Here is a 23,375-nt window from a genome sequence, read left to right on the forward strand (position 1 = left end):
AAGCGAGACCCCGGCGAGCGGATGACGCAAAAAGGGATTGACTGAGCAAGGCCCGTTACAGAAGGGTGGGCAAAGCGTAGCGTGCCCACCATTCACGATCGGTGCAAGAGAAGGTGGGCACGCTTCGCTTTGCCCACCCTACGCGTCGAGCCACTTCAACACGCCCTGCCCCGCGGCGGCACCGGTCGCAAACGACGCCTGCAAGAGATAGCCGCCGGTCGGGGCTTCCCAGTCGAGCATTTCGCCCGCGGCGAAGATGCCGGGCAAGCGGCGAAGCATGAAGTTGGCGTCGAGTTCGTCGAATGCGATGCCGCCGGCGGTGGAGATCGCGCGGGCGATCGGTGCTGTGCCGGCAAGACGCAGGGGCACGGCGTTGATGAGGCGGGCGAGATCGGCGGGAGACTGCGACGGCAGAGACAAGCCTGAGGTTTTTGCCACCTCCTGCAACAGGCCGATGGCGATGGGCGCGAGATTCAGGGCCTTGCGCAGGAAGTTCGAGAAGGATTGCTTGCCTTTCGGCATCGATAGCTTCGTGGTGAGCTCATCGATCGCGAGATCGGGCCGGAGCGCGACATGAATCGTTGCCTCGCCGTCGCGCAGGATCGTCTCGCGCAGATCGGCCGATAGCGCATAGATGGCGCCGCCCTCGATGCCGGTACGGGTGATGATGGCTTCGCCGCGCACTTGCTGCCCGCCGAAGTTCAGCGCGACACCTTTGAGGGGCTGGCCTTCGAAGCGGTCGCGGAAGATATCCGACCAGGCGACGGTGAAGCCGGAATTGGCTGGACGTAACGGCGAGATCTTTATGCCTTTTGCCGTGAGCACATCCACCCATGCGCCATCAGATCCGAGTCGCGGCCAGCTCGCGCCGCCGAGCGCCAGGATGGTGGCGCGGGCTTCAACGGCGCGCGTTCCTTCCGGCGTTTGAAACAGCAGGCGGCCGTCATTGTCCCACCCGCTCCAGCGATGCCGCAGCAACAGCCGCACACCCGCGCCGTCGAGCCGGCGCAGCCAGGCGCGCAGCACCGGCGAGGCCTTGAACGCTTTCGGGAAGACACGGCCGCTGGAGCCGACAAAGGTCGGCTGGCCCAGCGCCTCACTCCAGTCGCGCAACGCTTGCGGTGGGAACGCTTCGATGGCGGCCTCAAGATGCGGCATCGCCTCGCGATAGCGCGCGAGGAATCTTGGCAGCGGCTCGCTGTGGGTGAGATTGAGGCCGCCGCGGCCGGCCATCAGGAATTTGCGGCCAGCCGACGGCATCGCCTCGTAGATCGTGACCAGCGCGCCGGCCTGCGCCAGCACCTCAGCCGCCATCAGGCCGGCGGGGCCGGCGCCGATGACGGCAACTTGGTGTGGAGTGGAAGGCATGGCTTGAGTTTAGGCAGGATTCTCGTACCGCAAAACGGCCGTCATGCCCGGGCTTGACCCGGGCATCCACGAAGAACTTGCGCAGCCCTCACGACGTGGATGGCCGGGTCAAGCCCGGCCATGACGGTTGAGTGCGGCAACGCGACGTCGCGTTACAGCTTGATCCCTGCTCTTGCCGCCGCCTGGGCGACATATTTCTGCGTCTGCTCGAACGCGCCCTGCAACGCCCTGGCTTTCGACATGTCGCTGATCTCAGCGAAATGCGCGGCGATGGCGTCGGGGGTCCATTCGGAGGGCGGCAGGTTGATGCCCTCGGTCTCCAGGATCTTGATCACCGCAAACGAGCCGGCGCCGGCGCCCATGATGGTGCGGGTCGGCGCATCCTCGCTCAGCATATATTCCACCGCCGGCGTAATCGCTTCCGGTTTCATCAGCGCTAGCGCCTGCGGCGGCAGCAATTCCTCGGTCATGCGGGTCGCGGCCGTCGGCGAGATGGTGTTGACGCGGATGTTGTTCTTGCGGCCTTCCTCGGCGAGCACGTTCATCAGCCCGACCATGCCGGCCTTGGCCGCACCGTAATTGGCCTGACCGAAATTGCCGTAGAGGCCTGAGGACGATGTCGTCAGCACGATGCGGCCGTAATTGCGGTCGCGCATGCCGGCCCACACCGCCTTGCAGCAGTAGAAGCTGCCGACGAGATGGACATCCAACACCTTCTGGAAATCGGCGACTTCGAGCTTGCCGAACGACTTGTCGCGCAGGATGCCGGCATTGGCGCAAAGCAGATCGACGCTGCCCCACTCCTTGGTCGCGCGCTCGACCATCGCCGTGACCTGCTCGAAGTTCGAGACGTCGGCGCCGTCGGCGATCGCGGTGCCGCCCGCTTTCCGTATCTCCTCGACCACAGCTTCAGCCGGCGACAGCGAGGCGCCGGTACCGTCGCGCGCGCCGCCGAAATCATTGACCACCACCTTGGCACCACGGCTCGCGAGCCCCAGCGCGTGCGCCCGTCCGAGACCATTGCCCGCGCCGGTGACGATGGCGACGCGTCCGTCAAACCTGATTGTCATGAAGTGTGTTCCCGATTTGTCATGCCCGGGCTTGACCCGGGCATCCATCAAAAATCAAAGCGTTTTGAGCAGCGATGGATGGCCGGGTCAAGCCCGGCCATGACGCTGAAAGGAGCGGCTCAGGCGAAGTAGATCAGGCCGAGCCAGTCGGCGACCAGCGCCGGCTTTTCCTCGCCTTCGATCTCGACCGTAACGTTCGTGCGCGACGCCAGCTCGGTCGGCTTGCGCAGCTTGGCCTCGGCGAGCACGAAGCGTCCGCGGACGCGCTTGCCGGAGCGCACCGGCGAGATGAAGCGCAGCTTGTCGAAACCGTAATTGACGCCCATCGTGGTGCCCTCGATGACGGGCATCACCTGGTAGGACATGATACTGAGCAGCGACATCGTCAGGAAACCGTGGGCGATCGTGGTGCCGAACGGGGTGTCCTTCGCGCGCTCAGGGTCGACATGGATGAACTGATGATCCTCGATCACGTCGGCATAGGTATCGATCCGCTGCTGATCGATCAGGTGCCAGGCCGACACGCCGATCTCCTTGCCGACCATGCCCTGATACGTCTCCAGCGACACGGGCGGCTTCTTCCAGACTTCGTTCATTTTTCTAATTCTCCGATCCAGTCGCGCGGACCTTCTGCAGCTCCGGGAATTCTTCCTCACGGAACTCAACGCCGCGCAAACTGTCCTCGCGATTATCCTCATGTTCGAGCCGACGCAACTGCACCCGGCGGATCTTTCCGGAGATGGTCTTGGGCAGCTCGGTGACGAGCTCGATCTTGCGGATGCGCTTGAACGGCGCCAGGCGGGTGTGCAGATGCCCAAAGATCGACAGCGCCGTTTCCGGCGTGCGCTCGACGCCCGAGACCAGCAGCACATAGGCCTTCGGAATTGCGAGCCGGATCGGATCGGGGCTCGGCACGACGGCGGCTTCCGCGACCGCCTCATGCTCAAGCAAGATGCTTTCCAGTTCGAACGGGCTGATGCGGTAATCGGATGATTTGAACACGTCGTCGGTGCGGCCGACGAAGGTCAAATACCCGTCCTCATCGCTGAACACGACGTCGCCGCTGCGATAGATCGCGCCGTCGGCCCCGGAGAGCTTGCCGTCATCGCCCTGATAGCCCTGCATCAGACCAGCGGGCCTGTCGGCACCGAGTACCAGCGTGACCTCGCCCTCCCGGGTCGGATTGCCGTCGAGATCGGTAATCGCGACGCGATAGCCGGGCAGCGGCCGGCCCATCGAGCCGATCTTGACCTTCTGGCCCGGCGAGTTGCCGGCCAGCGCAGTGGTCTCGGTCTGGCCATAGCCGTCGCGAATGGTCAGGCCCCATGCCGCCTGCACCTGATCGATCACCTCAGGGTTGAGCGGCTCGCCGGCGCCGCAGACCTCGCGGAGCGACACCTTGAAGGTCGACAGCTTCTCCTGGATGAACAGGCGCCACACCGTCGGCGGCGCGCACAGCGTGGTGACGCCGCAGCGGCCGATCGTTGAAAGCAGCGACTTGGCGTCAAAGCGCGGCTGGTTGACCACGAACACGGTGGCGCCAGCATTCCAAGGCGCGAAAAAGCAGCTCCAGGCGTGCTTGGCCCAGCCGGGCGAGGAGATGTTGAGATGCACGTCGCCCGGCTGCAGGCCGATCCAGTACATGGTCGAGAGATGACCGACTGGATAGCTGCGCTGGCTGTGCCGCACCAGCTTCGGCTTCGCCGTGGTTCCCGACGTGAAATAGAGCAGCATCGGGTCGTCGGCCTTGGTCGGCCCATCGGGCGTGAAGGTTTCCGATGCATCCGCGGCCTGCTCGAACGGCAGCCAGCCGTCGTGCTGCGACGTCGCTCCGACCACGATGCGCACGAGTTTATCGCTGCCGAGGCCGGAGAACTTCGCAACCTGATCCTGCGTTGCGACCACCGCCCTCGCCTTACCGCGGTCGAGCCGGTCGCGCAATTCGTCTGCCGTCAGCAGCGTGGTTGCAGGAATCACGACGACGCCGAGCTTCATCGCGGCCAGCATGGTCTCCCAGAGTGGCACAACGTTGCCTAGCAGAAGCAGCAGATGATCGCCGCGCCTCAAGCCTTGCGCGCGCAGGAAATTCGCGACCTGATTGGAGCGTCGCGACAGCGTGGCGAACGACAGCTTCGTCTCGCGGTCGCTGCCGGCATCGACGATCCACAGCGCCGCGCGGTCGCGACTATCGGGGTTTTGCGCGAGCTCCGCATCGAACCAGTCCAGCGCCCAGTTGAAGGGCACCGGATCGGGCCAGCGAAAACCAATTACCGCGGTCTCGTAATCCGTGCGGTGCTGAAGCAGAAACGCGCGCGCTTCCTGAAAGGTGGTCATCAGGTCATTCCCTCCGCGCCTTATCCGGCCGCTAAGGGAAACCAGCGACCATTATTTTCCGGCGAGTGCTCTAACGTGCTGGATAATTCCGGAAAAGTCGACCCCGCCGTGACCGGCTGCATCGAACGCCTGATAGATCTCCTGAGCATGCTTGCCGAGCGGCGTCACTGCGCCGGCGGTGTTGGCGGCGTCCTGCGCCAGCGTCAGATCCTTCACCATCAGGTTCGCGGCGAAGCCGGGCTTGTAGCCGTTGTTGGCCGGTGAGGTCGGAACCGGGCCCGGCACCGGGCAATAGCTCGTGATCGCCCAGCACTGGCCCGACGAAGTCGAGGCGACGTCGAACAGCGCCTGATGCGAGAGCCCGAGCTTCTCCGCGAGCACGAAGGCTTCGCCGACGCCGATCATGGAAATGCCGAGGATCATGTTGTTGCAGATCTTGGCCGCCTGCCCTGCACCGGCGCCGCCGCAATGCACGATCTTCTTGCCCATGTTCTCCAGCACGGGCTTGGCCGCCGCGAACGCCTTGTCCTCGCCGCCGCACATGAAGGTGAGCGTCGCTCCCTTGGCGCCGCCGGTGCCGCCGGAGACCGGCGCATCCACCGACAAAACGCCATGCTTGGCCGCAAGCGCATGCGCCTCTCGCGCGCTTTCGACATCGATGGTCGAGCTGTCGATGATAAGCGCACGCTTGGTCACCGCGGGCAGGATCTCGTTCCACACCGACAACACATGCTTGCCGGCCGGCAGCATGGTGATGACGATGTCAGCGCCCTTCACCGCGGCGACGCTGCTTTCAGCAATCGCGGCGCCATCGCTCTGAGCCTGATTGCGCGACGCGGCCACCAGGTCGAAGGCCACCACCTTGTGGCCGGCCTTCACCAGGTTGGCAGCCATCGGACCGCCCATGTTGCCAAGGCCAATGAATGCAATCGTTGCCATCTCGATGTCCTCCCCGTCCTGTCGTCTATTGTTTAAATGTCAGCTCGTCGGCGCCGATCTCGGCGAAGTATGGCGCCAGCATTTCCGGTGTCACATCCTCGACCCGCGCCGGCGACCATTTCGGATTGCGGTCCTTGTCGATCACGGCGGCGCGCACGCCCTCGCGGAAATCGTCGCTGGCGAACACCACGAGCGCGGCGTGATATTCCCGCACCAGGCATTCCTCGAGCGAGGACGATGTCCGCGCCAGCCGCAACAGCTTCAGCGTCACCACCATGCCGCGCGGCGATTTCTCGTTCAGCACCTTCAAGGTCGACAGCGCGAATTCCGAGCCGTCGCGCTGCAGCAATGCGATGATGTCTTCCATGCGATCATGCGCGAACCAGGCATCGATCCTGGGCTGCATTGCCGCAGCGGGACCTGAGGTCTCGCCGGTCGCAAAGCCGTCGATCAGCTTCCTGACCTCGGCGTGCGTCACGCCGGCGCGGACTTTCGTCAGCGCCTCACGCAATTCAGGCAATTTCGACGACGGCACCTCGGCGTCGGCAAACTTCGCATAGATCGCGTCGGGCCCGTTCATGATTTGCCCGGTCAGGCCAAAATAGCTACCGAGTTCGCCCGGCGAGCGCGACAGCAGCCAGGTGCCGCCGACGTCAGGAAAAAAGCCGAGGCCGACTTCAGGCATCGCCAGTTTCGTGCGCTCGGTGACGACACGGTGCGAAGCGTGGCCGGACAGGCCGACGCCGCCGCCCATCACCAATCCATCCATGAACGCCACGTACGGCTTCGGATATTTCGCGATCCGCGCGTTCATGACGTATTCCTGGCGCCAGAACCGCTTGCCGAGATCGCCTCCCGCCTTGGAGCTCTCGTAGAGCCCGCGGATGTCGCCGCCGGCGCAGAGGCCGCGGTCGCCGGCGCCTTCCAGCAGCACCACGGCAACAGCAGGATCGGACTCGAACCGGTCCAGCGCCGCGTCGATGCCTTCAGACATCTCCAGCGTCATCGCGTTGATCGCCTTGGGACGGTTGAGCCGGATCACGCCCGCCGCCCCTTCGCGGCGAACGATCAGGTCGCCTTCATCCTGCACGGCAGCCGTCATCGCGCTCCCTCGATCATCTTGCGCGCCACGATCAGCCGCATGATCTCGTTGGTTCCTTCAAGAATCTGGTGCACGCGCAAATCGCGCACGATCTTCTCGACGCCGTATTCGCTGAGGTAGCCGTAGCCGCCGTGCAGCTGCAGCGCCTGGTTGGCGACTTCGAAGCCGACATCGGTGCCGAAGCGTTTTGCCATCGCGCACAGCTTGGTCGCCTCGGGATCTTTGCGGTCGAGCGCCGCGGCGGCGCGCCAGAGGAAGGTGCGCGCGGCCTCGAGTTCGGTCGCCATGTCGGCGACGCGGAACTGCAGCGCCTGGAATTCATCGAGCCGCTTTCCGAACGCCTTGCGGTCCTTCATGTAGGCGAGCGCCTTGTCGAGCGCGCTTTGCGCGCCACCGAGCGAGCAGGCCGCGATGTTGAGCCGGCCGCCGTCGAGGCCGGCCATCGCGATCTTGAACCCGATGCCCTCCTCGCCGAGCCGGTTCTCGACCGGCACGCGCGCGTTCTCGAAGATCACCGCGCGCGTCGGCTGCGCATTCCAGCCCATCTTGCGTTCGTTGGCGCCGAGCGAGAGGCCCGGCGTGTCGGCGGGGATGACCAATGTCGAGATGCCGCCGGGGCCGTCGCCGCCGGTGCGGACCATCACGACATAGAGATCGCCGCCGCCGGCGCCCGAGATGAACTGCTTCTGGCCGTTCAGCACGTAATGGTCGCCGTCGCGCACCGCGCGGGTGCGCAGCGCCGCGGCATCCGAGCCGGAGCCCGGCTCGGTCAGGCAATAGCTCGCCAGCAGCTCCATTGTGCAGAGCTTTGGCAGCCATTTCTGGCGCTGGGTATCGTTGCCGAAGGCATCGATCATCCACGACGCCATGTTGTGGATGGAGATGAAGGCCGACGTCGTCGGACAGCCGGTCGCGAGCGCCTCGAAGATCAGCGCCGCGTCGAACCGCGTCATCGCGGAGCCACCGACATCGTCCTTGATGTAGATGCCGCCCATGCCAAGGGCTGCCGCCTCCCGCATCACGTCGACCGGAAAATGCTTCTCCTCGTCCCAGCGCAGCGCATGCGGCGCGATCTTCTCCGCCGCAAACGCCCGCGCCATGTCACGAATGGCGACCTGGTCCTCGTTCAGAGCGAACTGCATAGTGGGCTGCTCATTCTTGTCGTCATTGCGAGGAGCGAAGCGACGAAGCAATCCACGCCTCCGCTTGCTGCGCCATGGATTGCTTCGCTGCGCTCGCAATGACGGGCCAGGCTACACCGTCACTTCATCGTCGGGATCGAGAACTCCGCGCCTTCCTTGACGCCCGACGGCCAGCGCGAGGTGACCGTCTTGGTCTTGGTGTAGAAGCGGATCGAATCCGGACCATGCTGGTTGAGGTCGCCGAAGCCGGACTTCTTCCAGCCGCCGAAGGTGTAATAGGCGATCGGCACCGGGATCGGCACGTTGATGCCGACCATGCCGACATTCACCTTGGCGGCGAAATCGCGCGCCGCATCGCCATCGCGGGTGAAGATGGCGACGCCGTTGCCGTAGTCGTGGTCGGACGGCAGCGCCAGCGCTTCGTTGTAGTCATGCGCACGCACCACCGACAGCACGGGGCCGAAGATCTCTTCCTTGTAGATCCGCATATCCTTGGTGACGTTGTCGAACAGCGAACCGCCGAGATAGAAGCCGTTCTCATAGCCCTGCATCTTGAAGCCGCGGCCGTCGACGGCGAGCGTGGCGCCTTCCTTGATGCCGATGTCGATATAGCCCTTGACCTTCTCGACCGCCTCGCGCGTCACCAGCGGACCGTAATCGGCGGACGGATCGATCGAGGTGCCGATCTTTAAGGATTCCACGCGCGGGATCAGCTTTTCCATCAGACGGTCGGCGGTGGTCTTGCCGACGGGAACGGCGACCGAGACGGCCATGCAACGCTCGCCGGCCGAGCCGTAGCCGGCGCCGATCAGTGCATCGACCGCCTGGTCCATGTCGGCGTCGGGCATCACGATGGCGTGGTTCTTGGCGCCGCCGAAGCACTGGCAGCGCTTGCCGGTCGCCGCCGCGCGCTCGTAGATATATTGCGCGATCGGCGAGGAGCCGACGAAGCCGATCGCCTTGATGTCGGGATCGTCGAGGATGGCGTCGACCGCTTCCTTGTCGCCGTTGACGACATTGAGGATGCCCGGCGGCAGGCCGGCTTCGATCATCAGTTCCGCAAGCCGCATCGGCACGCCGGGATCGCGTTCCGAAGGTTTCAGGATGAACGCGTTGCCGCAGGCGATCGCGGGCGCGAACTTCCACATCGGGATCATCGCCGGGAAATTGAACGGCGTGATGCCGGCAACGACCCCGAGCGGCTGGCGCAGCGAATAGATGTCGATGCCCGGGCCGGCGCCTTCGGTGTATTCGCCCTTCATCAGATGCGGGATGCCGCAGGCGAACTCGACCACTTCCAGACCGCGCTGGATGTCGCCCTTGGCATCGGGAACGGTCTTGCCGTGCTCGCGCGCCAAGAGCTCGGCGAGCTTGTCGTAGTCGCGCTGCACCAGTTCCAGGAACTTCATCATCACGCGGGCGCGCCGCTGCGGGTTGGTCGCCGCCCATTCGGGCTGCGCGGTCTTGGCATTCTCGACCGCGGCGCGCAGCTCAGCCTTCGAGGCCAGCGCCACCTTGGCCTGCACATCGCCGGTCATCGGCTCGAAGACGTCGGCCGTCCGGCCCGAGGTGCCCTTGACCTCCTTGCCACCGATGAAATGTCCGATAGAACGCATGAAAACCTCCCTTCATCCCGGCCGGACGCCTGATCCGCACCTAGACCGCTTTACAAACCCTTTTGACCTGCATTTTATTGGATTCAAGTCCGATAAAATGCACCATAGATGTGCGGAAATGCTGGATCAAGGCGGCGCGATCGACTGGGATGATTTTCGCTTCGTGCTCGCCATCGTGCGCGGCGGATCGGTGTCGGCTGCGGCAAAACAACTCGGCGTCGATCATGCCACGGTGATCCGCCGTGTCGACCGGCTGGAGCATCACCTTTCGGCGAAGTTGTTCGACCGCCGCAAGACCGGCTACCTCCTCACCGAAGCCGGCCAGCGCGTCGCCGACAGCGCGGAGGCGATGGAATCGACCATCGTCGCCAACCAGGAGGCGGTCGGCGGCTCGCGTGCACATTTGACGGGCACGGTGCGGATCGGCGCGCCCGACGGCTTCGGCAGCCACTTCCTGGCTTCGCGGCTGATCAAATTCACCGACCGGTATCCAGATGTCGATCTGCAACTGGTGGCGACCGCGCGATTGTTCAGCCTGTCGAAGCGCGAGGCCGATATCGCGATCAGCCTGTCGATGCCGAAGGAAGGCCGCATTGTCGGGCGGAAGCTGCTCGACTACAGCCTCGGGCTTTACGCTGCGCCCACCTATCTCGAGCGCGCGCCGAAGATCACGGCGCGAGGCGACCTGTCGACGCATCGCTTCGTCGGCTATATCGAGGAACTCCTGTTCACGCCCGAGCTCGACTACCTGCCGCAGGTCTCGTCGAAGATTTCCGCCAAATTCCGCAGCGCCAATCTGATCGCGCAGCTCAACGCGACCATCGCCGGCTACGGCATCGCCGTGCTGCCGCATTTCATGGCGACAGCGCATCCGGAATTGTCACCGGTGCTGCCGGAGGAAGTGCGGATATCACGCACCTTCTGGCTTCTGATGCATGCCGACAGCAAGGACCTCGCCCGCATCCGCGCGGTGGCGGATTACATCTACGAGACGGTCGAGGATGAGCGGGCGTTGTTTAACGGGGGCTAATCCGTACACCGTCATTGCGAGCGGAGCGAAGCAATCCATGCCTCGGCAAGCGGCGACATGGATTGCTTCGCTGCCCTCGCAATGACGCGGAGAGAGTCGTACGGGTCAATGCGCCTTGGCGCGCGGCTTCTTGGCCGCCGGCTTGGCGGCACGAGACAATACGGCTTCGCGGCCCGAAGCGAGGATCTCGTCGGAGAACTCGCCATTGCCGGCGATGCGGGCCATCACGACGGTTCCCATCATGGTCGCAAGCGTTGCCATCGCCTGCTTGCGTGCGGCCTTCGGCGATACGTCCGGAATCTGGTCGGCTATCATGTCGATCATGCGTTCCAGCTTGGCGGCGAAGGCCTTGCGGGTCTTCGGGCTTTCGCGGGCGATCTCGGCGCCGAGCGAAGGAACCGCGCAGCCGCGGCCGGGATCGTCGCGGTGCGTCGTCGTGAGATAGGAATCGACGATGGTTGCCAGCCGCTTCTCCGGCGGCGTCTCCTCAACGATCTTGCGCCAACGCTCGTTGCCGCGATCCATCGCATAGTTGAACGCCTCGATCACCAGCGCTTCGCGGGAATCGAAATGGGCGTAGAAGCCGCCATGGGTCAGTCCGACCTCCTTCATCAGGTCGGCGACGCCGATGCCATGGGCGCCGCGTTCGCGCAGCCTGACCGATGCCTGCTTCACGATCCGCTCGTGGGTCTCCGCCTTGTGTTCTTTCGAATAACGCATGAGAGTCTCATTGGATGTTTGCAGTCATATAATAGCATCAAGACGTAAAGAAAGCTGCAGCTATTTCAAATTCGCGCCACCGATCATGGCGAAGGTCGCGGTAGAGTGCACTGCAAGACTGCCGGCGCCGTCGCGGACGAAACCTTCGGTGTAGCTGTTTTGGCGGCCGAGCTTGATCACCTTGCCTTCTGCCCGGATCGTGCCTGAACGCACCGAGAGCGGTCGCAGATAAGTGAGCTTCAGGTCGAGCGTGACCGAGGTCTGGCCGGCGGGGAGCATGGTCGAGATCGCGCAACCCATGGCAGTATCGAGCAATGCCGCGGCGGTCGCGCCGTGCAGCAGCCCGATGGTGTTCTCGAGGCTCTCCTCGGGATCGAGTTCCATCACGATCCGGCTGGGCTCGACGACAGCCATCCGGAAACCGATCAGTTTGGCGAACGGCGGCGGCGGCAGGATGCCGTCGCGGATCCCGCACATCGCTTCCATCCCCGTCATCGCGGCAGCGACCTTCGCGATCGGCCTAGGCGCCTGCCAATGCACCACCCGCTCGCGGCGGGACGTTGGCGAGAGCAGATCGACAGTATCGACGAAGGTCATGGCAACTCCTTTCAAGTGACGTTAGATGATAATCATCATTCTATTGCACGCACTGCTGCGTCGCAACACCGGTTGCGCGACGGCTTGACAAGCGCCGCCATTGTCCGGGAAGTGGCCGGATGTTCCCCTGCCCGAGATGATGCCATGGAAATGCTCAACCCCCATTGCGGCGTCGACCGCGATTCCCGCGGCGTGGTCCGCCTCACCGTCTGCAACGCCGGCTCGCTGAACATCCTGAGCTCGGCCGTCACCGATGGCGTCCGCGAAGGGTTCGAGAAGCTTCCCGATGACCGCGATATTCGCGCGGTGATCCTGGCCGGCCAGAGCGAGAAGAGCATGATCGGCGGCGCCGATATCAAGGAGATGGCCAAGCTCGAGCAGAAGTCGGCGGAAATCTTCATCACGCGACTGCGCGACCTCTGCGAGGCCGTGCGCCGATTCCCGGCGCCGGTCATCGCGCGAATGCCGGGCTGGTGTCTCGGCGGCGGGCTGGAAGTGGCCGCAGCCTGCGATTTCCGGATCGCGGCGCATGACGCAAAATTCGGCATGCCCGAGGTGCGCGTCGGCATCCCCTCGGTGATCCATGCGGCGCTGCTGCCGCGCCTGATCGGCTGGAGCCGCGCGCGCTGGCTGGTGATGACCGCCGAGAACATCGACGCACCCACCGCGCTCGCCTGGGGCCTCGTCGACAAGGTCGCGAAACAAGGCGAGCTTGACGCCGAGGTCGAACGCACCGTGGCGGCGCTGCTCGAATGCGGCCCCGAAGCGCTGCGCATCCAGAAGAATTTGCTGCGGCAATGGGAAGAACTGCCGCTGACGGAGTCGGTCAATCTGAGCGTCGGCGTGTTCGGGAAATCGTTCCTCACCGGCGAGCCGCAGCGGCTGATGCAGGGGTTTCTAGGGCGAAAGCGGTAGCCGCAAAGCGCGCCGTCATGCCCCGCGAAGGCGGGGCATCCAGTACCCGCCAAACGACGTTCTGTGGTTACTGGATCATCCGCCTTCGCGGATGATGACAGCGGTGGGGATGAAGCACGACAATTTCTCATGCCGGCGGGCGTTGCAATTTTTGCGGCGCATCATATGATTATTATCATGTGACCAAGAATCCTCCAGGGAGCCCGCCATGGCCAATGCCTCCGATCCCGTCGTTATCCTTTCCGCCGCCCGTACGCCGCTCGGCCGTTTCATGGGCGAATTGTCGCCGTTCAGCGCGCACAAGCTCGGTTCCCATGTGATCGGTGCGGCGCTGGAGCGGGCAAAGCTCGCGCCTGAACGCGTCGATGAAGTGTTCATGGGCAATGTGCTGCCGGCCGGCCAGGGCCAGGCGCCGGCCCGCCAGGCCGCGCGCGGCGCCAAACTGCCCGACGCAACCGGGGCGACCACGGTCAACAAGGTCTGCGGCTCCGGCATGAAGGCGACCATGCTCGGGCACGACATCATCAAGGCCGGCTCGGCCGAGATCGTGGTGTCCGGCGGCATGGAGAGCATGAGCAACGCGCCGTATCTGCTTGCCAAGGCGCGCGGCGGCTATCGCGCCGGCCATGACCGCATCATCGACCACATGATGATGGACGGACTTGAGGACGCCTACGAGACCGGACGCTCGATGGGCGATTTCGGCGAGGCGACGGCGGAGGCCTATCAGTTCACACGCAAGGACCAGGACACTTACGCGATGGAGACGCTCACGCGGGCGCGCAACGCGGTCGAGGGCGGCGCGTTCAAGGCCGAGATCGCGTCGATCACGATCACGGAGAAGGCAGGCCCGCGCGTGATCGCCAATGACGAGCATCCGCTCAAAGTGGATCCCGCCAAGATCCCCGGATTGAAGCCGGCATTCCGCGCCAACGGCACCATCACGCCGGCCGCCTCCTCCGCCAATGCCGACGGAGCCGCGGCGCTGATCCTGGCCAAGCGCTCGCTGGCCGATCGCGACGGCCTGCCGGTACTGGCCGAGATCAAGGGCCATGCCACCCACAGCCAGGAGCCGCAATGGTTCACCACGGCGCCGATCCCGGCGATCCGCAAACTGCTCGACAAGGTCGGCTGGAGCGTCGGCGACGTCGACCTGTTCGAGATCAATGAGGCCTTCGCGGTGGTGGCGATGGCGGCGCAGCGCGACCTCGGAATCCCGCGCGAAAAACTCAACATCAATGGCGGCGCCTGCGCGCTGGGTCACCCGATCGGCGCCACCGGCGCGCGGCTGATCGTGACGCTGCTGCATGCGCTGGAAGCGCAGAACCTGAAGCGCGGTGTCGCCGCGCTCTGCATCGGCGGCGGCGAAGCCACCGCGATCGCGGTCGAGCGGGTCGCGCATTAGCCTTCGCCCCCTAATGTCCTGAAACGAGGGAAGTATGGCATTTACGTCATGCCTCCCTCGCGGCAGTATCTGCCTGACGAGCTAACCTTCCAGTTAGAATTTTCCGAGGCTGCATGATCTCGAACAGGCTGGCGGCCGCCCTTGGCCGCCGCAATGTCCATTACGGCTGGGTGATGGTCGGCGTCACCTTCCTCGCCGCGCTAATTGCCGCCGGCACCGTCGGCGCGCCCGGCGTCTTCATCGTGCCGCTGCAGCAGGAGTTCGGATGGAGCACAGCGGAGATCTCCTCCGCGCTCTCGATCCGTTTCATCCTGTTCGGTCTGATGGCGCCCTTTGCCGCGGCGCTGATGAATCGCTACGGCTTGCGCAATGTGACCTTGGTGGCCCAACTCATCGTGGTTTCCGGCCTGCTTGCCTCGCTCGCGATGACACAGGTCTGGCAGTTGGTGCTGCTGTGGGGAGTCGTGATCGGAATCGGCACCGGCATGACGGCGCTGGTGCTGGGCGCGACGATCGCTGCGCGCTGGTTCGTCGCGCAGCGCGGCCTCGTCATCGGCATCATGACCGCGAGTGTCGCAACCGGCCAACTCGTCTTTCTGCCCTTGATCGCAACCCTCACTGAGCGCTTCGGCTGGCGGATCGCGCTGTCGCTGGTCTGCGTCGTGCTCGGCCTGTCCGCCTTCCTGGTGCTGCTCGTCATGCGCGACCGGCCGAGCGACGTCGGCCTCCGCCCGTTCGGCGACACCGGCAAGGAGCCACTCCCCGCGCCGCCGCCGAGCAACACGCCGATCATGGCGGTCGCGCTCGGCACGCTGCGCGACGCGTCGAAGTCGCCGGTATTCTGGATCCTGTTCGCGACCTTCTTCATCTGCGGCGCCTCCACCAATGGCCTGGTCCAGGTGCACTTGATCCCGATGTGTCTCGATTTCGGCATTCCGCAGGTGCAGGCTGCGAGCCTGCTCGCCGCGATGGGCATTTTCGATTTCTTCGGCACCATCGTCTCGGGCTGGCTGTCGGACCGCTATGACAACCGCTGGCTTCTGTTCTGGTATTACGGCCTGCGCGGGCTGTCGCTTATCTTCCTGCCGTTCACCGATTTCTCATTCTACGGCCTGTCGCTGTTTGCGATGTTCTACGGGCTCGACTGGATCGCTACCGTGCCGCCCACCGTGCGCCTGACCGCGCAGAACTTCGGTGTTGAGCGCGCCAATCTCGTATTCGGCTGGATCTTTGCCGGACATCAGCTCGGCGCCGGTGCCGCCGCCTTTGGCGCCGGCCTGTCGCGGACGGTCTACGCAAGCTACCTGCCCGCCTTCTTCATTGCCGGCGCGCTCTGCCTCATTGCTGCATCGATCGCGCTGGCGATCAGGCGGCCGGCGCTGAAAGCGGTCGCGGCAGCCGCTTAGAGGGTGGGCAAAGCGCAGCGTGCCCACTTTTTCCTTGCACCGAACGCGGGTGGTGGGCACGCTCCGCTTTGCCCACCCTACAAGTCGCGGCGCGCCTCCAGAGTAACGTCGTCACTCATCACGCAGCTAATACGTGATGGTCGTACGTACACCGACCATTACACCATCCTTGATGCGATGCGTCTGCGTGGGATCGTAGGGATCGACCGCGCCGCCGCCCGGATGCGCAATATATTGAAGCACCGGCTGCAGATAGAAGCCGGGCCTGACCTCATGCTGATAGGTGACCTCGAAGATCGCCTCGTAGTCGCGGATCGGGTATGGCGTTCCGGTGAAGATCTGGATGTCGCGATCGAGAGCGCGGGCGCGGTCGGAGATCCTGGCATAGGTTGCAGCGACGCCGAACCTGTCGTTCGGATGGGCGTCGCTGAAGCCGGTGAACAGGAAGCCTCCGTCGACATAGGCGTTGACCAGGTTGCGATCGGACGGGCTCACCGAGGCCCGCATGAAGAATGCGACGCCCTTGTCCGAACCGGGTGCGGCGCGCGCCAATTGCTGCTCGTAGACCATGAACAATCCCTGGTTTCGGCGCCACCATGCCGGATCGCCGGAGCTGTTGGGATCGGCGAGCGACAGGCCGTCACCCGAAAAGCGCTGATCGGGAAACGACATCATGTGATACCAGCCACCGCCGGTGATCGTCGCCGGCAACCGGCTCTCGCCGATCTCGAACTTGTATTTGAGCTGTCCGATCCACCACGGCGGATCGTTGAGGCGGAACAGAAGGCCGTTGGCATTGGCGATCTGCGCGTCGTCCGCATCCGGCGGTGCCGCACTGCCGTCGAACAGTGCGAGATAGGCGGTGATCCGGTCTGAGAGCGCCGCCTTGATACGGATGCCAGGAACCGCGAGTGGCGGCGACGGCCCGCCCCCCGGCAGGTTGATCCCTGTGATGCCGGGCCAGCCCAGCGCGGAGTTGATGAAGATGTCGTCGTACTGGCTGTCGATGAACTCAATGTCGGAGGCCTGTTGGCCAACGCGGACGGCGAGCTTGCCGCCAAGCAGTTGCTGCTCGATCCAGAGCTCATAGAGCCGCGTCGAGGACAAGGCCTCGACGCCGGAGACCAGCATCAGATTGCCGATATAGCTGCGCGACATGCCATCGCCATGGATCTGGAACACGTTGGCGTGGAAGGTGGCGCCGGTCCAGCCCATCACCTTTTCAAGGTCGATGGTGGTGCCGAGATCGAGACGCCCGGTATAGATCGCGCCGGTACGCATGCCGCCGGAGACGTTGGCGAGCCCCTCGCCGATATAGGTCAGGCTGAACTGGTAGCCGGCATCGGCCAGCCTGTCGCGCAGGTCCTTGTCGCCGCCGTCGGGCTGATCTGCCGCGCGGGCGGCTGCGAGGGCAAGGGCAGTGATCGCCGCGAATGCCGTGACCGCGCGGATGAGCACTCGGTACATGCAATGATACCGCAGCCCGTTATTTGACGATGCCCAGGCGACGCATGATCAGATAGGCAAGGCCCGAGGCGGCGATCAACAGCACCGCGGCCCACAGGAAGCCGCTGTCGACGTCGGTGAGCGGCAGTCCCTTGGTGTTCATGCCGAAGATGCCGGTAACCAGCGTCGGCGGCAGCAGCATCATGGTCACGACCGACAGCGCGTGCAGATGCCGGTTGCTCTCCTCCTCCAGCTTGAAGCGAAGCTCTTCCTCCAGCAACCGGCTGCGTTCGCGCAGCTCGGTGATATCGTGGTCGAGACCGTCGAGCCGCTGTGCGAGCTTTGCGGCATGCAGCCTTAGCGCCGGGCTGAGATTTTCGGGGCTCTTCTGCTCGAGCCGGTGGAACAGGACACGCAAGCCGGCAAGCTGACGATGCAGCCGCAGACAGGTTCGCCGCAACCGGCCGAGCCCGGCCCGCATCTCCGACTTGGTCTCGCCGGACAGCACCCGTTCCTCGATGCCGTCGATCTCGGTGGCGATCTTGTCGGCCATCCGGTCCATAGTGTCGGCGACCTCGTCGATGATCTTCTCAAGCAGCGCCGCCACCGTCGCGACACGATGGCCGCCTTCGAGCACGCGGCGCGTGGCATCCACCGCGCACAGCGCCTGATGGCGGCCGCTGATCAGGAGACGCTCGGTCATCGCGAAGCGAAGGAAGCCGGTTTCCTCCGTTGGGGAGTCGATCTCGCGCACGAGATCGGAGAACACGCCATAGACGCAGTTGTCGATGGTGTGGAGCTGCTGGAAATTGTCATGCGACAGCAAGAGATCGCGCGCCAGCATCGGAAACTGCAGGCCGCCAAGCCATTGCCGGCTGCGACCATCCGCCAGATTGAAATGCAGCCAGAGCCTGCCATCATGGCTGAACTCGATCGGCGCTTCGATGGGCAAGGATTCAGCGGTGCCGTCGCCATGCAGACGGAACGCCCACACCAGGCCGGGGATCACCGGAGTGGCGTCCGCCGGCACGCTGACAATTTTCGCTGGTTCAGCCGACATGACCAGCCCGAAGCTCAACGCGAGACATCGTCAACCCCTGCGCATGCCAGCACATATCAGTGCGGGGCACCTTCCCCACACGCCGGCACGCGACGATTGAATTACGCTTCTGTTACAGTTTGATGTCGCAGTCTACTCCGCCGCGAGACCCGTTGCGACCAGCTCGGCTTCCTTGTTGTAATCGTGCACGACGCGGCCGAACGGCAGCGTCAGATCGGCGAGGAAATGGTGCGCGCCGACCACCCGCCGCACCGGAAAATCCGCAACCGGCGCATTGACGTGCGGTACCAGATGCAGCCGGCCCGGGCCGATCCATGAGCCCTTGACGTTGATGTCGGTCAGGTTGATCGCGACGAGCTGGCAGACTTCGAGACGGCCATCGACTCCCGGGATCATCTTCAGATTAACTTGCGTCTTCGACAGCGTCGCGCGGGTGATGTCGCCATTGCCCGCCATGCTCTCATGCTTGTAGCCCATGGTGCCCATGGCGACGAGCTGGCCGGCGTATTCGAGCGTGCCGGTCAGCGTGTCCTTGACGATCTCGAGCTTGGGATGGGCGTATTTCTTCGGAAAGCCCCAGATCTCCCGGCCCGCCGCAATCGGCGGATCATCGTCGAGGTACATCTGCGAAACAAAATTGACCTCTTCGCCGTGCAAGCGCGCCGGGATCACCAGACCGGACTCGGTATAGCTGCCGAAGCCGGAACTATCAGGCATCTTGATCCATTCGTAGTGCACGATCGGCTGATCAATCGGCTCGAGCGGCTCAGGCAGCCCGGCACGGATCAGCGCGGGATCGGTCTCGTAGGTGATGACCAGGAATTCGCGATTGACGAAGCGGTAGGGTCCTGCGGGATAGCTTGGGCCCGCGGCAGGCATTGACGGAAGCCGCAATAGTTCTTCCCTGCGCATCGCAAATCCCCTGTTTTGCAATTAATGGCCCGAACGCTAGCGACGGACATTGACATTGATATGAGGGATTTCCTTCAGCCGCGTGACCCGAATGTCCCCTTGGCGGCTGTCATCAGCGCGTCACGGGCACACGGAATCGTTGGCGCGCAGGGAGTGCAAGGACATGGATGCGCGTAGCCCACATTTCGACGAACAAGAAACTGCAACCTCCCATCGCGGCTGGCGGCCGGAGCGCTGCGACCGTGTCGCGCTGGTGCTGCAAGGCGGTGGTGCGCTCGGCGCCTACCAGGCCGGCGTCTATCAGGCGCTGCACGAAGCAGGTATCGAGCCGGACTGGATCTGCGGCGTCTCGATCGGCGCGATCAACTCGGCAATCATCGCCGGCAATCCGCCGGAGCGGCGGCTTGAGCGACTGCACACATTCTGGGACCGCATCACCAGCCGCAAGATCTGGCACTACACGCCGGACGGCGACATCTTCCGCAAGGCCCGCAACTTCACCTCCTCGTTCATGACGACGGTGCTGGGCCAGCCCGGCTTCTTCGCGCCCCACACCACCAGTCCATGGTTCAGCCCAGCCGGCGCCAGGACCGCCACGAGCTATTACGATACGGCGCAGCTACGCGAGTCGCTGCTCGAGCTGGTCGATTTCGAGCGCATCAACTCCAAGAGGATGCGGCTTGCCGTCGGCGCGGTGAACGTGCTGTCGGGCAATTTCATCTATTTCGATAACGCGCATGACGAGATCATTCCCGAGCACATCATGGCGAGCGGCGCGTTGCCCCCGGCGCTGCCGATGGTAAAGGTGGGCACCGACCATTTCTGGGATGGCGGCATCGTCTCCAACACGCCGCTGCAGCATCTGCTCGATCAGGTCGACAGCCTCAATTCACTGGTATTCCAGGTCGACCTGTTCTCGGCCCGCGGCGTGCTGCCCCGCGACATCCACGACGTAATGGCCCGCCACAAGGACATCATGTATTCCTCGCGCACGCGCTACAACACCGATATGTATCGCAAGACCCACAATCTCCGCGCCCGCCTCTATAAGGCGCTGTCGAAGATTCCGAACGAGCAGCTATCGGAGGAAGAGCGCCAGCTCCGCGATTCCAACAGCGCCCTGCCGAGCATCGCGATCCTGCAACTGATCTATCAGCAGAAGGCCTATGAAGGCCACGCCAAGGATCACGAATTCTCGGGCACCTCGATGCGCGAGCACTGGATGAGCGGGCATGAGGACACCAAGCGTACGCTGATGCGGCGCGACTGGATCAAGATGCCCGACGCCGGCATCGTGGTCCATGACGTGCACCGCGAGAGCGAGGTGTAGAACTGCCGAAAGGACGCAGGCGCCACGCACTCCCCCTCATCCTGAGGAGCCTGCGTAAGCAGGCGTCTCGAAGGATGGGCCGCCTGTGAGACCCGGGCCTCATGGTTCGAGACGCCGCTACGCGGCTCCTCACCATGAGGGTCAGGCAGCAACTACGGCCTTGTCGACATGTTGCCTGGCGGCCCCGCGGTCCGGATCGGCTCAGCCAAACGCGCGAATTCGCAGAGCAGCGAGCGCGTCCTGCGGGGGTCGATCACCTCCTCCACCCAGAATTTTTCGGCCGAGCGGAATGGCGAGCGCAGCTTGTTCAGACGGTCCTCGATCTCCTTCAGCTTCGCCGCCGGATCGGGCGCTGCCTCGATGTCGGCCCGGTAGGCGGCCTCGATGCCGCCCTCCAGCGGCAGCGAGCCCCAATAGGCCGACGGCCAGGCGTAGCGCATCGAGAAGCGGTTCGCCGGCTGGTGCACCACGCCGGCGACGCCGAAGGCGTTGCGCACGATGATCGTGCACCAGGGCACGGTGCTCTGGTTGACCGCCGCCATCGCGCGCACGCCATGGCGGATGGTCGCGCTCTTCTCTGCCTCCAGCCCGATCATGAAGCCGGGGCAGTCCATCAGGTAGACCACCGGCAGATGGAAGGTCTCGGCGAAATCGACCCAACGCACCACCTTCTGGCAGGCTTCCGCGGTCCACGAGCCGCCATAGTGGAAGGGATCGCTCGCCAGCAGCAGCACCGCCCTGCCCTCGAGCCGCGCCAGGCCGACAATGATCGGCTTGCCGAAATTGGCGCTCACCTCGAAGAACGAGCCCTTGTCGACGACAGCGTCGATGATCGGGCGCATCTTGTAGACCTGCCGGCGATTGCGCGGCACCGCCTTCGTCAGCGATTCCTCTGATCGTTCAGGATCGTCGGTGCAGGGAATGGTCGGCGGCAGTTCGAACACCGATTGCGGCAGATAGGAGAGGAAGCGCCGCGCGCACTCGAACGCCTCCTCCTCGGTCTCGACTGCCTGATCGATCGCGCCGGCGCGGGTCTGGATGTCGGCGCCGCCGAGCTCCTGCTTGGTCAGATCCTGCCCGAGCCGCTTCACCACCGGCGGGCCCGCGACGAACATCGCAGAGTTCTTGGTCATCACCGAATAATGCGTGGCCGCAAGTCGCGCCGCGCCAAGGCCTGCGACCGAGCCGAGCCCGAGACCGACGACCGGCACGCGCGCGAGGTTCGCGGTCGTGTACCAGTACCAGCGCGTGCCGCCGACGCCGCCGGGCAGGTTGGCTGCGCCGCGCGTCTCGATCGTCTTGACCGAGCCGCCGCCGCCGGAGCCTTCGATCATGCGGATGATCGGCAACCGGAAATCATGCGCCATCTCCTCCGCCATCAGCGGCTTGGCGGAGATCGACGCATCAGCCGAGCCGCCGCGCACGGTGAAATCGTCGCCGACCACGACCACCGGACGGCCGTCCACCTTGGCGCGGCCGAACACGCAGTTCGCGGGCGTCAGCTGCTTGAGCTCGTTGTTCTCGTCATATTCGGCGATGCCGGATATGGCGCCGATCTCGTGAAAGGATTTCTGATCGACAATCTTATCGATGCGCTCGCGAACGGTGAGCCGGCCTTGATCGCGCTGTCGTTTTACCTTCTCAACGCCTCCCATCTCCCGCGCGAACGCTTCGCGCCGGGCGAGCTCGTCGAGTTCCGGCTTCCAGTTCATTCCTTTCCTCCGCTTTTATGATCTTGTTATGGTTCACGGCTGCCGGAACAGGTTTTCGCTCGAGCCGGTTATTGAAGATGCTGGCGTCGGCGCCTTCGAGCAGGCTGGCGAGCGCGGCGCCGAGCTGCACCATTTGCGGCCCGACCTCCTTGTGCAGCCGCTTCTCGTCATACATCGCCGACAACAGGCCGATCGTGGTCACGACATAGGTCTGGTATTGCGGCGACCATAGCGGCACCGCGACGCCGTTGATGTGCGGGCTCCAGAGGCCGCAGGCGACGACATAGCCGTGCTCGCGCAAGAGGCGGCGATTGCCCTCGATGCGCGGCTTGAGCAGCTTCGCGCCTTCGGGAATCTCGCGCTCCATCTCCGCGATCAGGGCATCGCCGACCTCGGGCTCGAGCGCAGCCGTATAGGCGTGGCCCGCAGCGGTGGTCGCCATTGAGATCCGGCTGCCGGTGACCTCGTGCAGGCCGAGAGCGTTCGCCGAGCGCGCGTATTCGAGATAGACGAGCTGGAACCTATCGGGGATGACGAAGCCGACGGTGCCGGGCAATTGCTCGGCGACGTCCTGCAGACGCTGACGGATCAGGTTGCGGAGCTGCAGGCCCTTCATCATCGCGGTGCTCATCGCCACCGCGCTAGGACCTATCCGATATTTCTGGTCCCGCGGCAGATAGACGAGCTGGCCCATCCGCGTCAGCGTGTGCGTGAGCCGCGACACCGTCGATCGCGGCAGGCCGCAACGATTCGATATTTCAAGATTACCGAGCCGCGCTTCGTGTCCTTCGAAACATCTGAGGACATCAAACGCGCGCGACACGACCTGGATCACGTCGCCCTCGCCTGCGAGATCGCTGGCGAGCATTCCTTGGCGGCTAAGCCGCTCTGAGCGTCTTCCCATTTGTTATAGGCTCCATTCCGCCATACGGAATAAAATTCCACTTGCAGAACAAGCTACCTCAGGCAATGTGCGGCCACAACAAAAGCCGTTCGCAGAGCGCTATGCGTTTCGCGAAACGGATGGGGAGCGTGGAATGCCAGATATCAAGATCATCACCGAAGTGGCCGGCCGTGTATGCGCAATACCCGTTGAGGCCGGTGCCAGCATCGCAGATGGCGACGAGGTCGCGCTGGTTGAGGCGATGAAGATGGAGATTCCGGTGACGTCGACCGCGTCGGGCACGGTCAAGTCGATCCTCGTCAGCGTCGACGACGTGATCGCCGAAGGACAGGCGGTCGCCATCGTCGAGACCTGACGCGCACACATT

21 protein-coding genes are annotated in these 23,375 nt (G+C 64.2%); 6 read left to right on the forward strand and 15 right to left on the reverse strand.

What is annotated here, in order from left to right; all coding sequences use genetic code 11:
- Positions 1–138: 138 nt before the first annotated feature.
- From AC5ZGW_RS17595 to AC5ZGW_RS17630, 8 genes are all read right to left on the reverse strand, one after another.
- Positions 139–1,368: a BaiN/RdsA family NAD(P)/FAD-dependent oxidoreductase gene (locus tag AC5ZGW_RS17595; RefSeq protein WP_130228336.1), complete on the reverse strand. Its 1,230-nt coding sequence runs from the start codon at positions 1,366–1,368 to the stop codon at positions 139–141.
- Between the two features lie 152 nt (positions 1,369–1,520).
- On the reverse strand, positions 1,521–2,438 hold the full coding sequence (locus AC5ZGW_RS17600) for an SDR family NAD(P)-dependent oxidoreductase (RefSeq protein WP_028164635.1): 918 nt from the start codon (positions 2,436–2,438) through the stop codon (positions 1,521–1,523).
- Positions 2,439–2,557: 119 nt separating this feature from the next.
- On the reverse strand, positions 2,558–3,034 hold the full coding sequence (locus AC5ZGW_RS17605; RefSeq protein ID WP_028164634.1) for a MaoC family dehydratase: 477 nt from the start codon (positions 3,032–3,034) through the stop codon (positions 2,558–2,560).
- Positions 3,035–3,038: 4 nt separating this feature from the next.
- Positions 3,039–4,772 (reverse strand): AMP-binding protein, encoded by a 1,734-nt coding sequence (locus AC5ZGW_RS17610; protein WP_130228335.1) that lies wholly within the window; start codon positions 4,770–4,772, stop codon positions 3,039–3,041.
- Positions 4,773–4,823: 51 nt separating this feature from the next.
- On the reverse strand, positions 4,824–5,711 hold the full coding sequence (mmsB, locus tag AC5ZGW_RS17615; protein WP_130228334.1) for a 3-hydroxyisobutyrate dehydrogenase: 888 nt from the start codon (positions 5,709–5,711) through the stop codon (positions 4,824–4,826).
- Between the two features lie 25 nt (positions 5,712–5,736).
- Positions 5,737–6,813, reverse strand: coding sequence for an enoyl-CoA hydratase/isomerase family protein (locus AC5ZGW_RS17620; RefSeq protein WP_130228333.1), 1,077 nt, complete (start codon positions 6,811–6,813; stop codon positions 5,737–5,739).
- Complete coding sequence (locus tag AC5ZGW_RS17625) at positions 6,810–7,955, reverse strand: isobutyryl-CoA dehydrogenase (RefSeq protein WP_130228332.1); 1,146 nt, start codon at positions 7,953–7,955, stop codon at positions 6,810–6,812. Before AC5ZGW_RS17625 ends, AC5ZGW_RS17620 begins: the two co-directional genes overlap by 4 nt.
- Positions 7,956–8,074: 119 nt before the next feature.
- Positions 8,075–9,571 carry a CoA-acylating methylmalonate-semialdehyde dehydrogenase gene (locus AC5ZGW_RS17630; protein ID WP_130228331.1) on the reverse strand — a complete coding sequence of 499 codons (1,497 nt, stop codon included), beginning with the start codon at positions 9,569–9,571 and terminating at the stop codon, positions 8,075–8,077.
- A 118-nt stretch (positions 9,572–9,689) separates the two neighbouring features.
- Between AC5ZGW_RS17630 and AC5ZGW_RS17635 the strand changes: the two genes are divergently transcribed.
- Positions 9,690–10,601, forward strand: a complete 912-nt coding sequence (locus tag AC5ZGW_RS17635; RefSeq protein WP_130228330.1) for a LysR family transcriptional regulator — start codon at positions 9,690–9,692, stop codon at positions 10,599–10,601.
- A 105-nt stretch (positions 10,602–10,706) separates the two neighbouring features.
- On the opposite strand, the gene AC5ZGW_RS17640 is transcribed toward AC5ZGW_RS17635, so the two are convergent.
- Together AC5ZGW_RS17640 and AC5ZGW_RS17645 are read right to left on the reverse strand one after the other, a co-directional pair.
- Positions 10,707–11,321 (reverse strand): TetR/AcrR family transcriptional regulator, encoded by a 615-nt coding sequence (locus AC5ZGW_RS17640; protein WP_130228329.1) that lies wholly within the window; start codon positions 11,319–11,321, stop codon positions 10,707–10,709.
- 60 nt (positions 11,322–11,381) lie between these two features.
- Positions 11,382–11,918, reverse strand: coding sequence for a PaaI family thioesterase (locus tag AC5ZGW_RS17645; protein ID WP_130228328.1), 537 nt, complete (start codon positions 11,916–11,918; stop codon positions 11,382–11,384).
- 144 nt (positions 11,919–12,062) lie between these two features.
- On the opposite strand from AC5ZGW_RS17645, the gene AC5ZGW_RS17650 reads away from it, so the two are divergent.
- From AC5ZGW_RS17650 to AC5ZGW_RS17660, 3 genes are all read left to right on the forward strand, one after another.
- Positions 12,063–12,833, forward strand: a complete 771-nt coding sequence (locus AC5ZGW_RS17650; protein ID WP_130228327.1) for an enoyl-CoA hydratase — start codon at positions 12,063–12,065, stop codon at positions 12,831–12,833.
- A 208-nt stretch (positions 12,834–13,041) separates the two neighbouring features.
- Complete coding sequence (locus tag AC5ZGW_RS17655; RefSeq protein WP_028164626.1) at positions 13,042–14,238, forward strand: acetyl-CoA C-acyltransferase; 1,197 nt, start codon at positions 13,042–13,044, stop codon at positions 14,236–14,238.
- A gap of 113 nt (positions 14,239–14,351) precedes the next feature.
- Positions 14,352–15,644 (forward strand): MFS transporter, encoded by a 1,293-nt coding sequence (locus AC5ZGW_RS17660; RefSeq protein ID WP_130228326.1) that lies wholly within the window; start codon positions 14,352–14,354, stop codon positions 15,642–15,644.
- A gap of 126 nt (positions 15,645–15,770) precedes the next feature.
- Here the strand turns inward: AC5ZGW_RS17660 and AC5ZGW_RS17665 are convergent, their stop codons facing one another.
- The 3 genes from AC5ZGW_RS17665 to AC5ZGW_RS17675 form a co-directional block, all read right to left on the reverse strand.
- Positions 15,771–17,111 (reverse strand): carbohydrate porin, encoded by a 1,341-nt coding sequence (locus AC5ZGW_RS17665; RefSeq protein ID WP_130228325.1) that lies wholly within the window; start codon positions 17,109–17,111, stop codon positions 15,771–15,773.
- A gap of 19 nt (positions 17,112–17,130) precedes the next feature.
- Positions 17,131–18,150 (reverse strand): transporter, encoded by a 1,020-nt coding sequence (locus AC5ZGW_RS17670; RefSeq protein ID WP_130228324.1) that lies wholly within the window; start codon positions 18,148–18,150, stop codon positions 17,131–17,133.
- Positions 18,151–18,282: 132 nt separating this feature from the next.
- Positions 18,283–19,062: an acetoacetate decarboxylase gene (locus AC5ZGW_RS17675; protein WP_130228323.1), complete on the reverse strand. Its 780-nt coding sequence runs from the start codon at positions 19,060–19,062 to the stop codon at positions 18,283–18,285.
- Between the two features lie 163 nt (positions 19,063–19,225).
- Between AC5ZGW_RS17675 and AC5ZGW_RS17680 the strand changes: the two genes are divergently transcribed.
- A complete protein-coding gene (locus AC5ZGW_RS17680) occupies positions 19,226–20,392 on the forward strand; it encodes a patatin-like phospholipase family protein (protein ID WP_130228322.1) in 1,167 nt (388 codons plus the stop codon).
- A gap of 152 nt (positions 20,393–20,544) precedes the next feature.
- Here the strand turns inward: AC5ZGW_RS17680 and AC5ZGW_RS17685 are convergent, their stop codons facing one another.
- Positions 20,545–22,104 (reverse strand): acyl-CoA carboxylase subunit beta, encoded by a 1,560-nt coding sequence (locus tag AC5ZGW_RS17685; RefSeq protein ID WP_130228321.1) that lies wholly within the window; start codon positions 22,102–22,104, stop codon positions 20,545–20,547.
- Positions 22,034–23,008, reverse strand: coding sequence for an IclR family transcriptional regulator (locus tag AC5ZGW_RS17690; RefSeq protein WP_130228320.1), 975 nt, complete (start codon positions 23,006–23,008; stop codon positions 22,034–22,036). The genes AC5ZGW_RS17685 and AC5ZGW_RS17690 overlap by 71 nt, the downstream gene beginning before the upstream one ends.
- Positions 23,009–23,141: 133 nt before the next feature.
- Here AC5ZGW_RS17690 and AC5ZGW_RS17695 point away from each other — a divergent pair, with 133 nt between their 5' ends.
- Positions 23,142–23,363 (forward strand): acyl-CoA carboxylase biotin carboxyl carrier protein subunit, encoded by a 222-nt coding sequence (locus tag AC5ZGW_RS17695; RefSeq protein ID WP_028164618.1) that lies wholly within the window; start codon positions 23,142–23,144, stop codon positions 23,361–23,363.
- Positions 23,364–23,375: the final 12 nt, after the last annotated feature.

The sequence above is a fragment of the Bradyrhizobium sp. Crot121 genome, from assembly GCF_059512385.1.

What these genes read in the sequence shown, in the direction of transcription:
- AC5ZGW_RS17660 (WP_130228326.1), top strand. Translation starts at nt 14,352, where the DNA reads ATGATCTCGAACAGGCTGGCGGCCGCCCTTGGCCGCCGCAATGTCCAT.
- AC5ZGW_RS17675 (WP_130228323.1), bottom strand. Translation starts at nt 19,062, where the DNA reads ATGCGCAGGGAAGAACTATTGCGGCTTCCGTCAATGCCTGCCGCGGGC.
- AC5ZGW_RS17650 (WP_130228327.1), top strand. Translation starts at nt 12,063, where the DNA reads ATGGAAATGCTCAACCCCCATTGCGGCGTCGACCGCGATTCCCGCGGC.
- AC5ZGW_RS17695 (WP_028164618.1), top strand. Translation starts at nt 23,142, where the DNA reads ATGCCAGATATCAAGATCATCACCGAAGTGGCCGGCCGTGTATGCGCA.
- AC5ZGW_RS17630 (WP_130228331.1), bottom strand. Translation starts at nt 9,571, where the DNA reads ATGCGTTCTATCGGACATTTCATCGGTGGCAAGGAGGTCAAGGGCACC.
- AC5ZGW_RS17635 (WP_130228330.1), top strand. Translation starts at nt 9,690, where the DNA reads ATGCTGGATCAAGGCGGCGCGATCGACTGGGATGATTTTCGCTTCGTG.
- AC5ZGW_RS17685 (WP_130228321.1), bottom strand. Translation starts at nt 22,104, where the DNA reads ATGAACTGGAAGCCGGAACTCGACGAGCTCGCCCGGCGCGAAGCGTTC.
- AC5ZGW_RS17690 (WP_130228320.1), bottom strand. Translation starts at nt 23,008, where the DNA reads ATGGGAAGACGCTCAGAGCGGCTTAGCCGCCAAGGAATGCTCGCCAGC.
- AC5ZGW_RS17655 (WP_028164626.1), top strand. Translation starts at nt 13,042, where the DNA reads ATGGCCAATGCCTCCGATCCCGTCGTTATCCTTTCCGCCGCCCGTACG.
- AC5ZGW_RS17680 (WP_130228322.1), top strand. Translation starts at nt 19,226, where the DNA reads ATGGATGCGCGTAGCCCACATTTCGACGAACAAGAAACTGCAACCTCC.
- AC5ZGW_RS17625 (WP_130228332.1), bottom strand. Translation starts at nt 7,955, where the DNA reads ATGCAGTTCGCTCTGAACGAGGACCAGGTCGCCATTCGTGACATGGCG.
- AC5ZGW_RS17600 (WP_028164635.1), bottom strand. Translation starts at nt 2,438, where the DNA reads ATGACAATCAGGTTTGACGGACGCGTCGCCATCGTCACCGGCGCGGGC.
- AC5ZGW_RS17670 (WP_130228324.1), bottom strand. Translation starts at nt 18,150, where the DNA reads ATGTCGGCTGAACCAGCGAAAATTGTCAGCGTGCCGGCGGACGCCACT.
- AC5ZGW_RS17610 (WP_130228335.1), bottom strand. Translation starts at nt 4,772, where the DNA reads ATGACCACCTTTCAGGAAGCGCGCGCGTTTCTGCTTCAGCACCGCACG.
- AC5ZGW_RS17595 (WP_130228336.1), bottom strand. Translation starts at nt 1,368, where the DNA reads ATGCCTTCCACTCCACACCAAGTTGCCGTCATCGGCGCCGGCCCCGCC.
- AC5ZGW_RS17665 (WP_130228325.1), bottom strand. Translation starts at nt 17,111, where the DNA reads ATGTACCGAGTGCTCATCCGCGCGGTCACGGCATTCGCGGCGATCACT.
- AC5ZGW_RS17645 (WP_130228328.1), bottom strand. Translation starts at nt 11,918, where the DNA reads ATGACCTTCGTCGATACTGTCGATCTGCTCTCGCCAACGTCCCGCCGC.
- AC5ZGW_RS17640 (WP_130228329.1), bottom strand. Translation starts at nt 11,321, where the DNA reads ATGCGTTATTCGAAAGAACACAAGGCGGAGACCCACGAGCGGATCGTG.
- AC5ZGW_RS17605 (WP_028164634.1), bottom strand. Translation starts at nt 3,034, where the DNA reads ATGAACGAAGTCTGGAAGAAGCCGCCCGTGTCGCTGGAGACGTATCAG.
- AC5ZGW_RS17620 (WP_130228333.1), bottom strand. Translation starts at nt 6,813, where the DNA reads ATGACGGCTGCCGTGCAGGATGAAGGCGACCTGATCGTTCGCCGCGAA.
- mmsB (WP_130228334.1), bottom strand. Translation starts at nt 5,711, where the DNA reads ATGGCAACGATTGCATTCATTGGCCTTGGCAACATGGGCGGTCCGATG.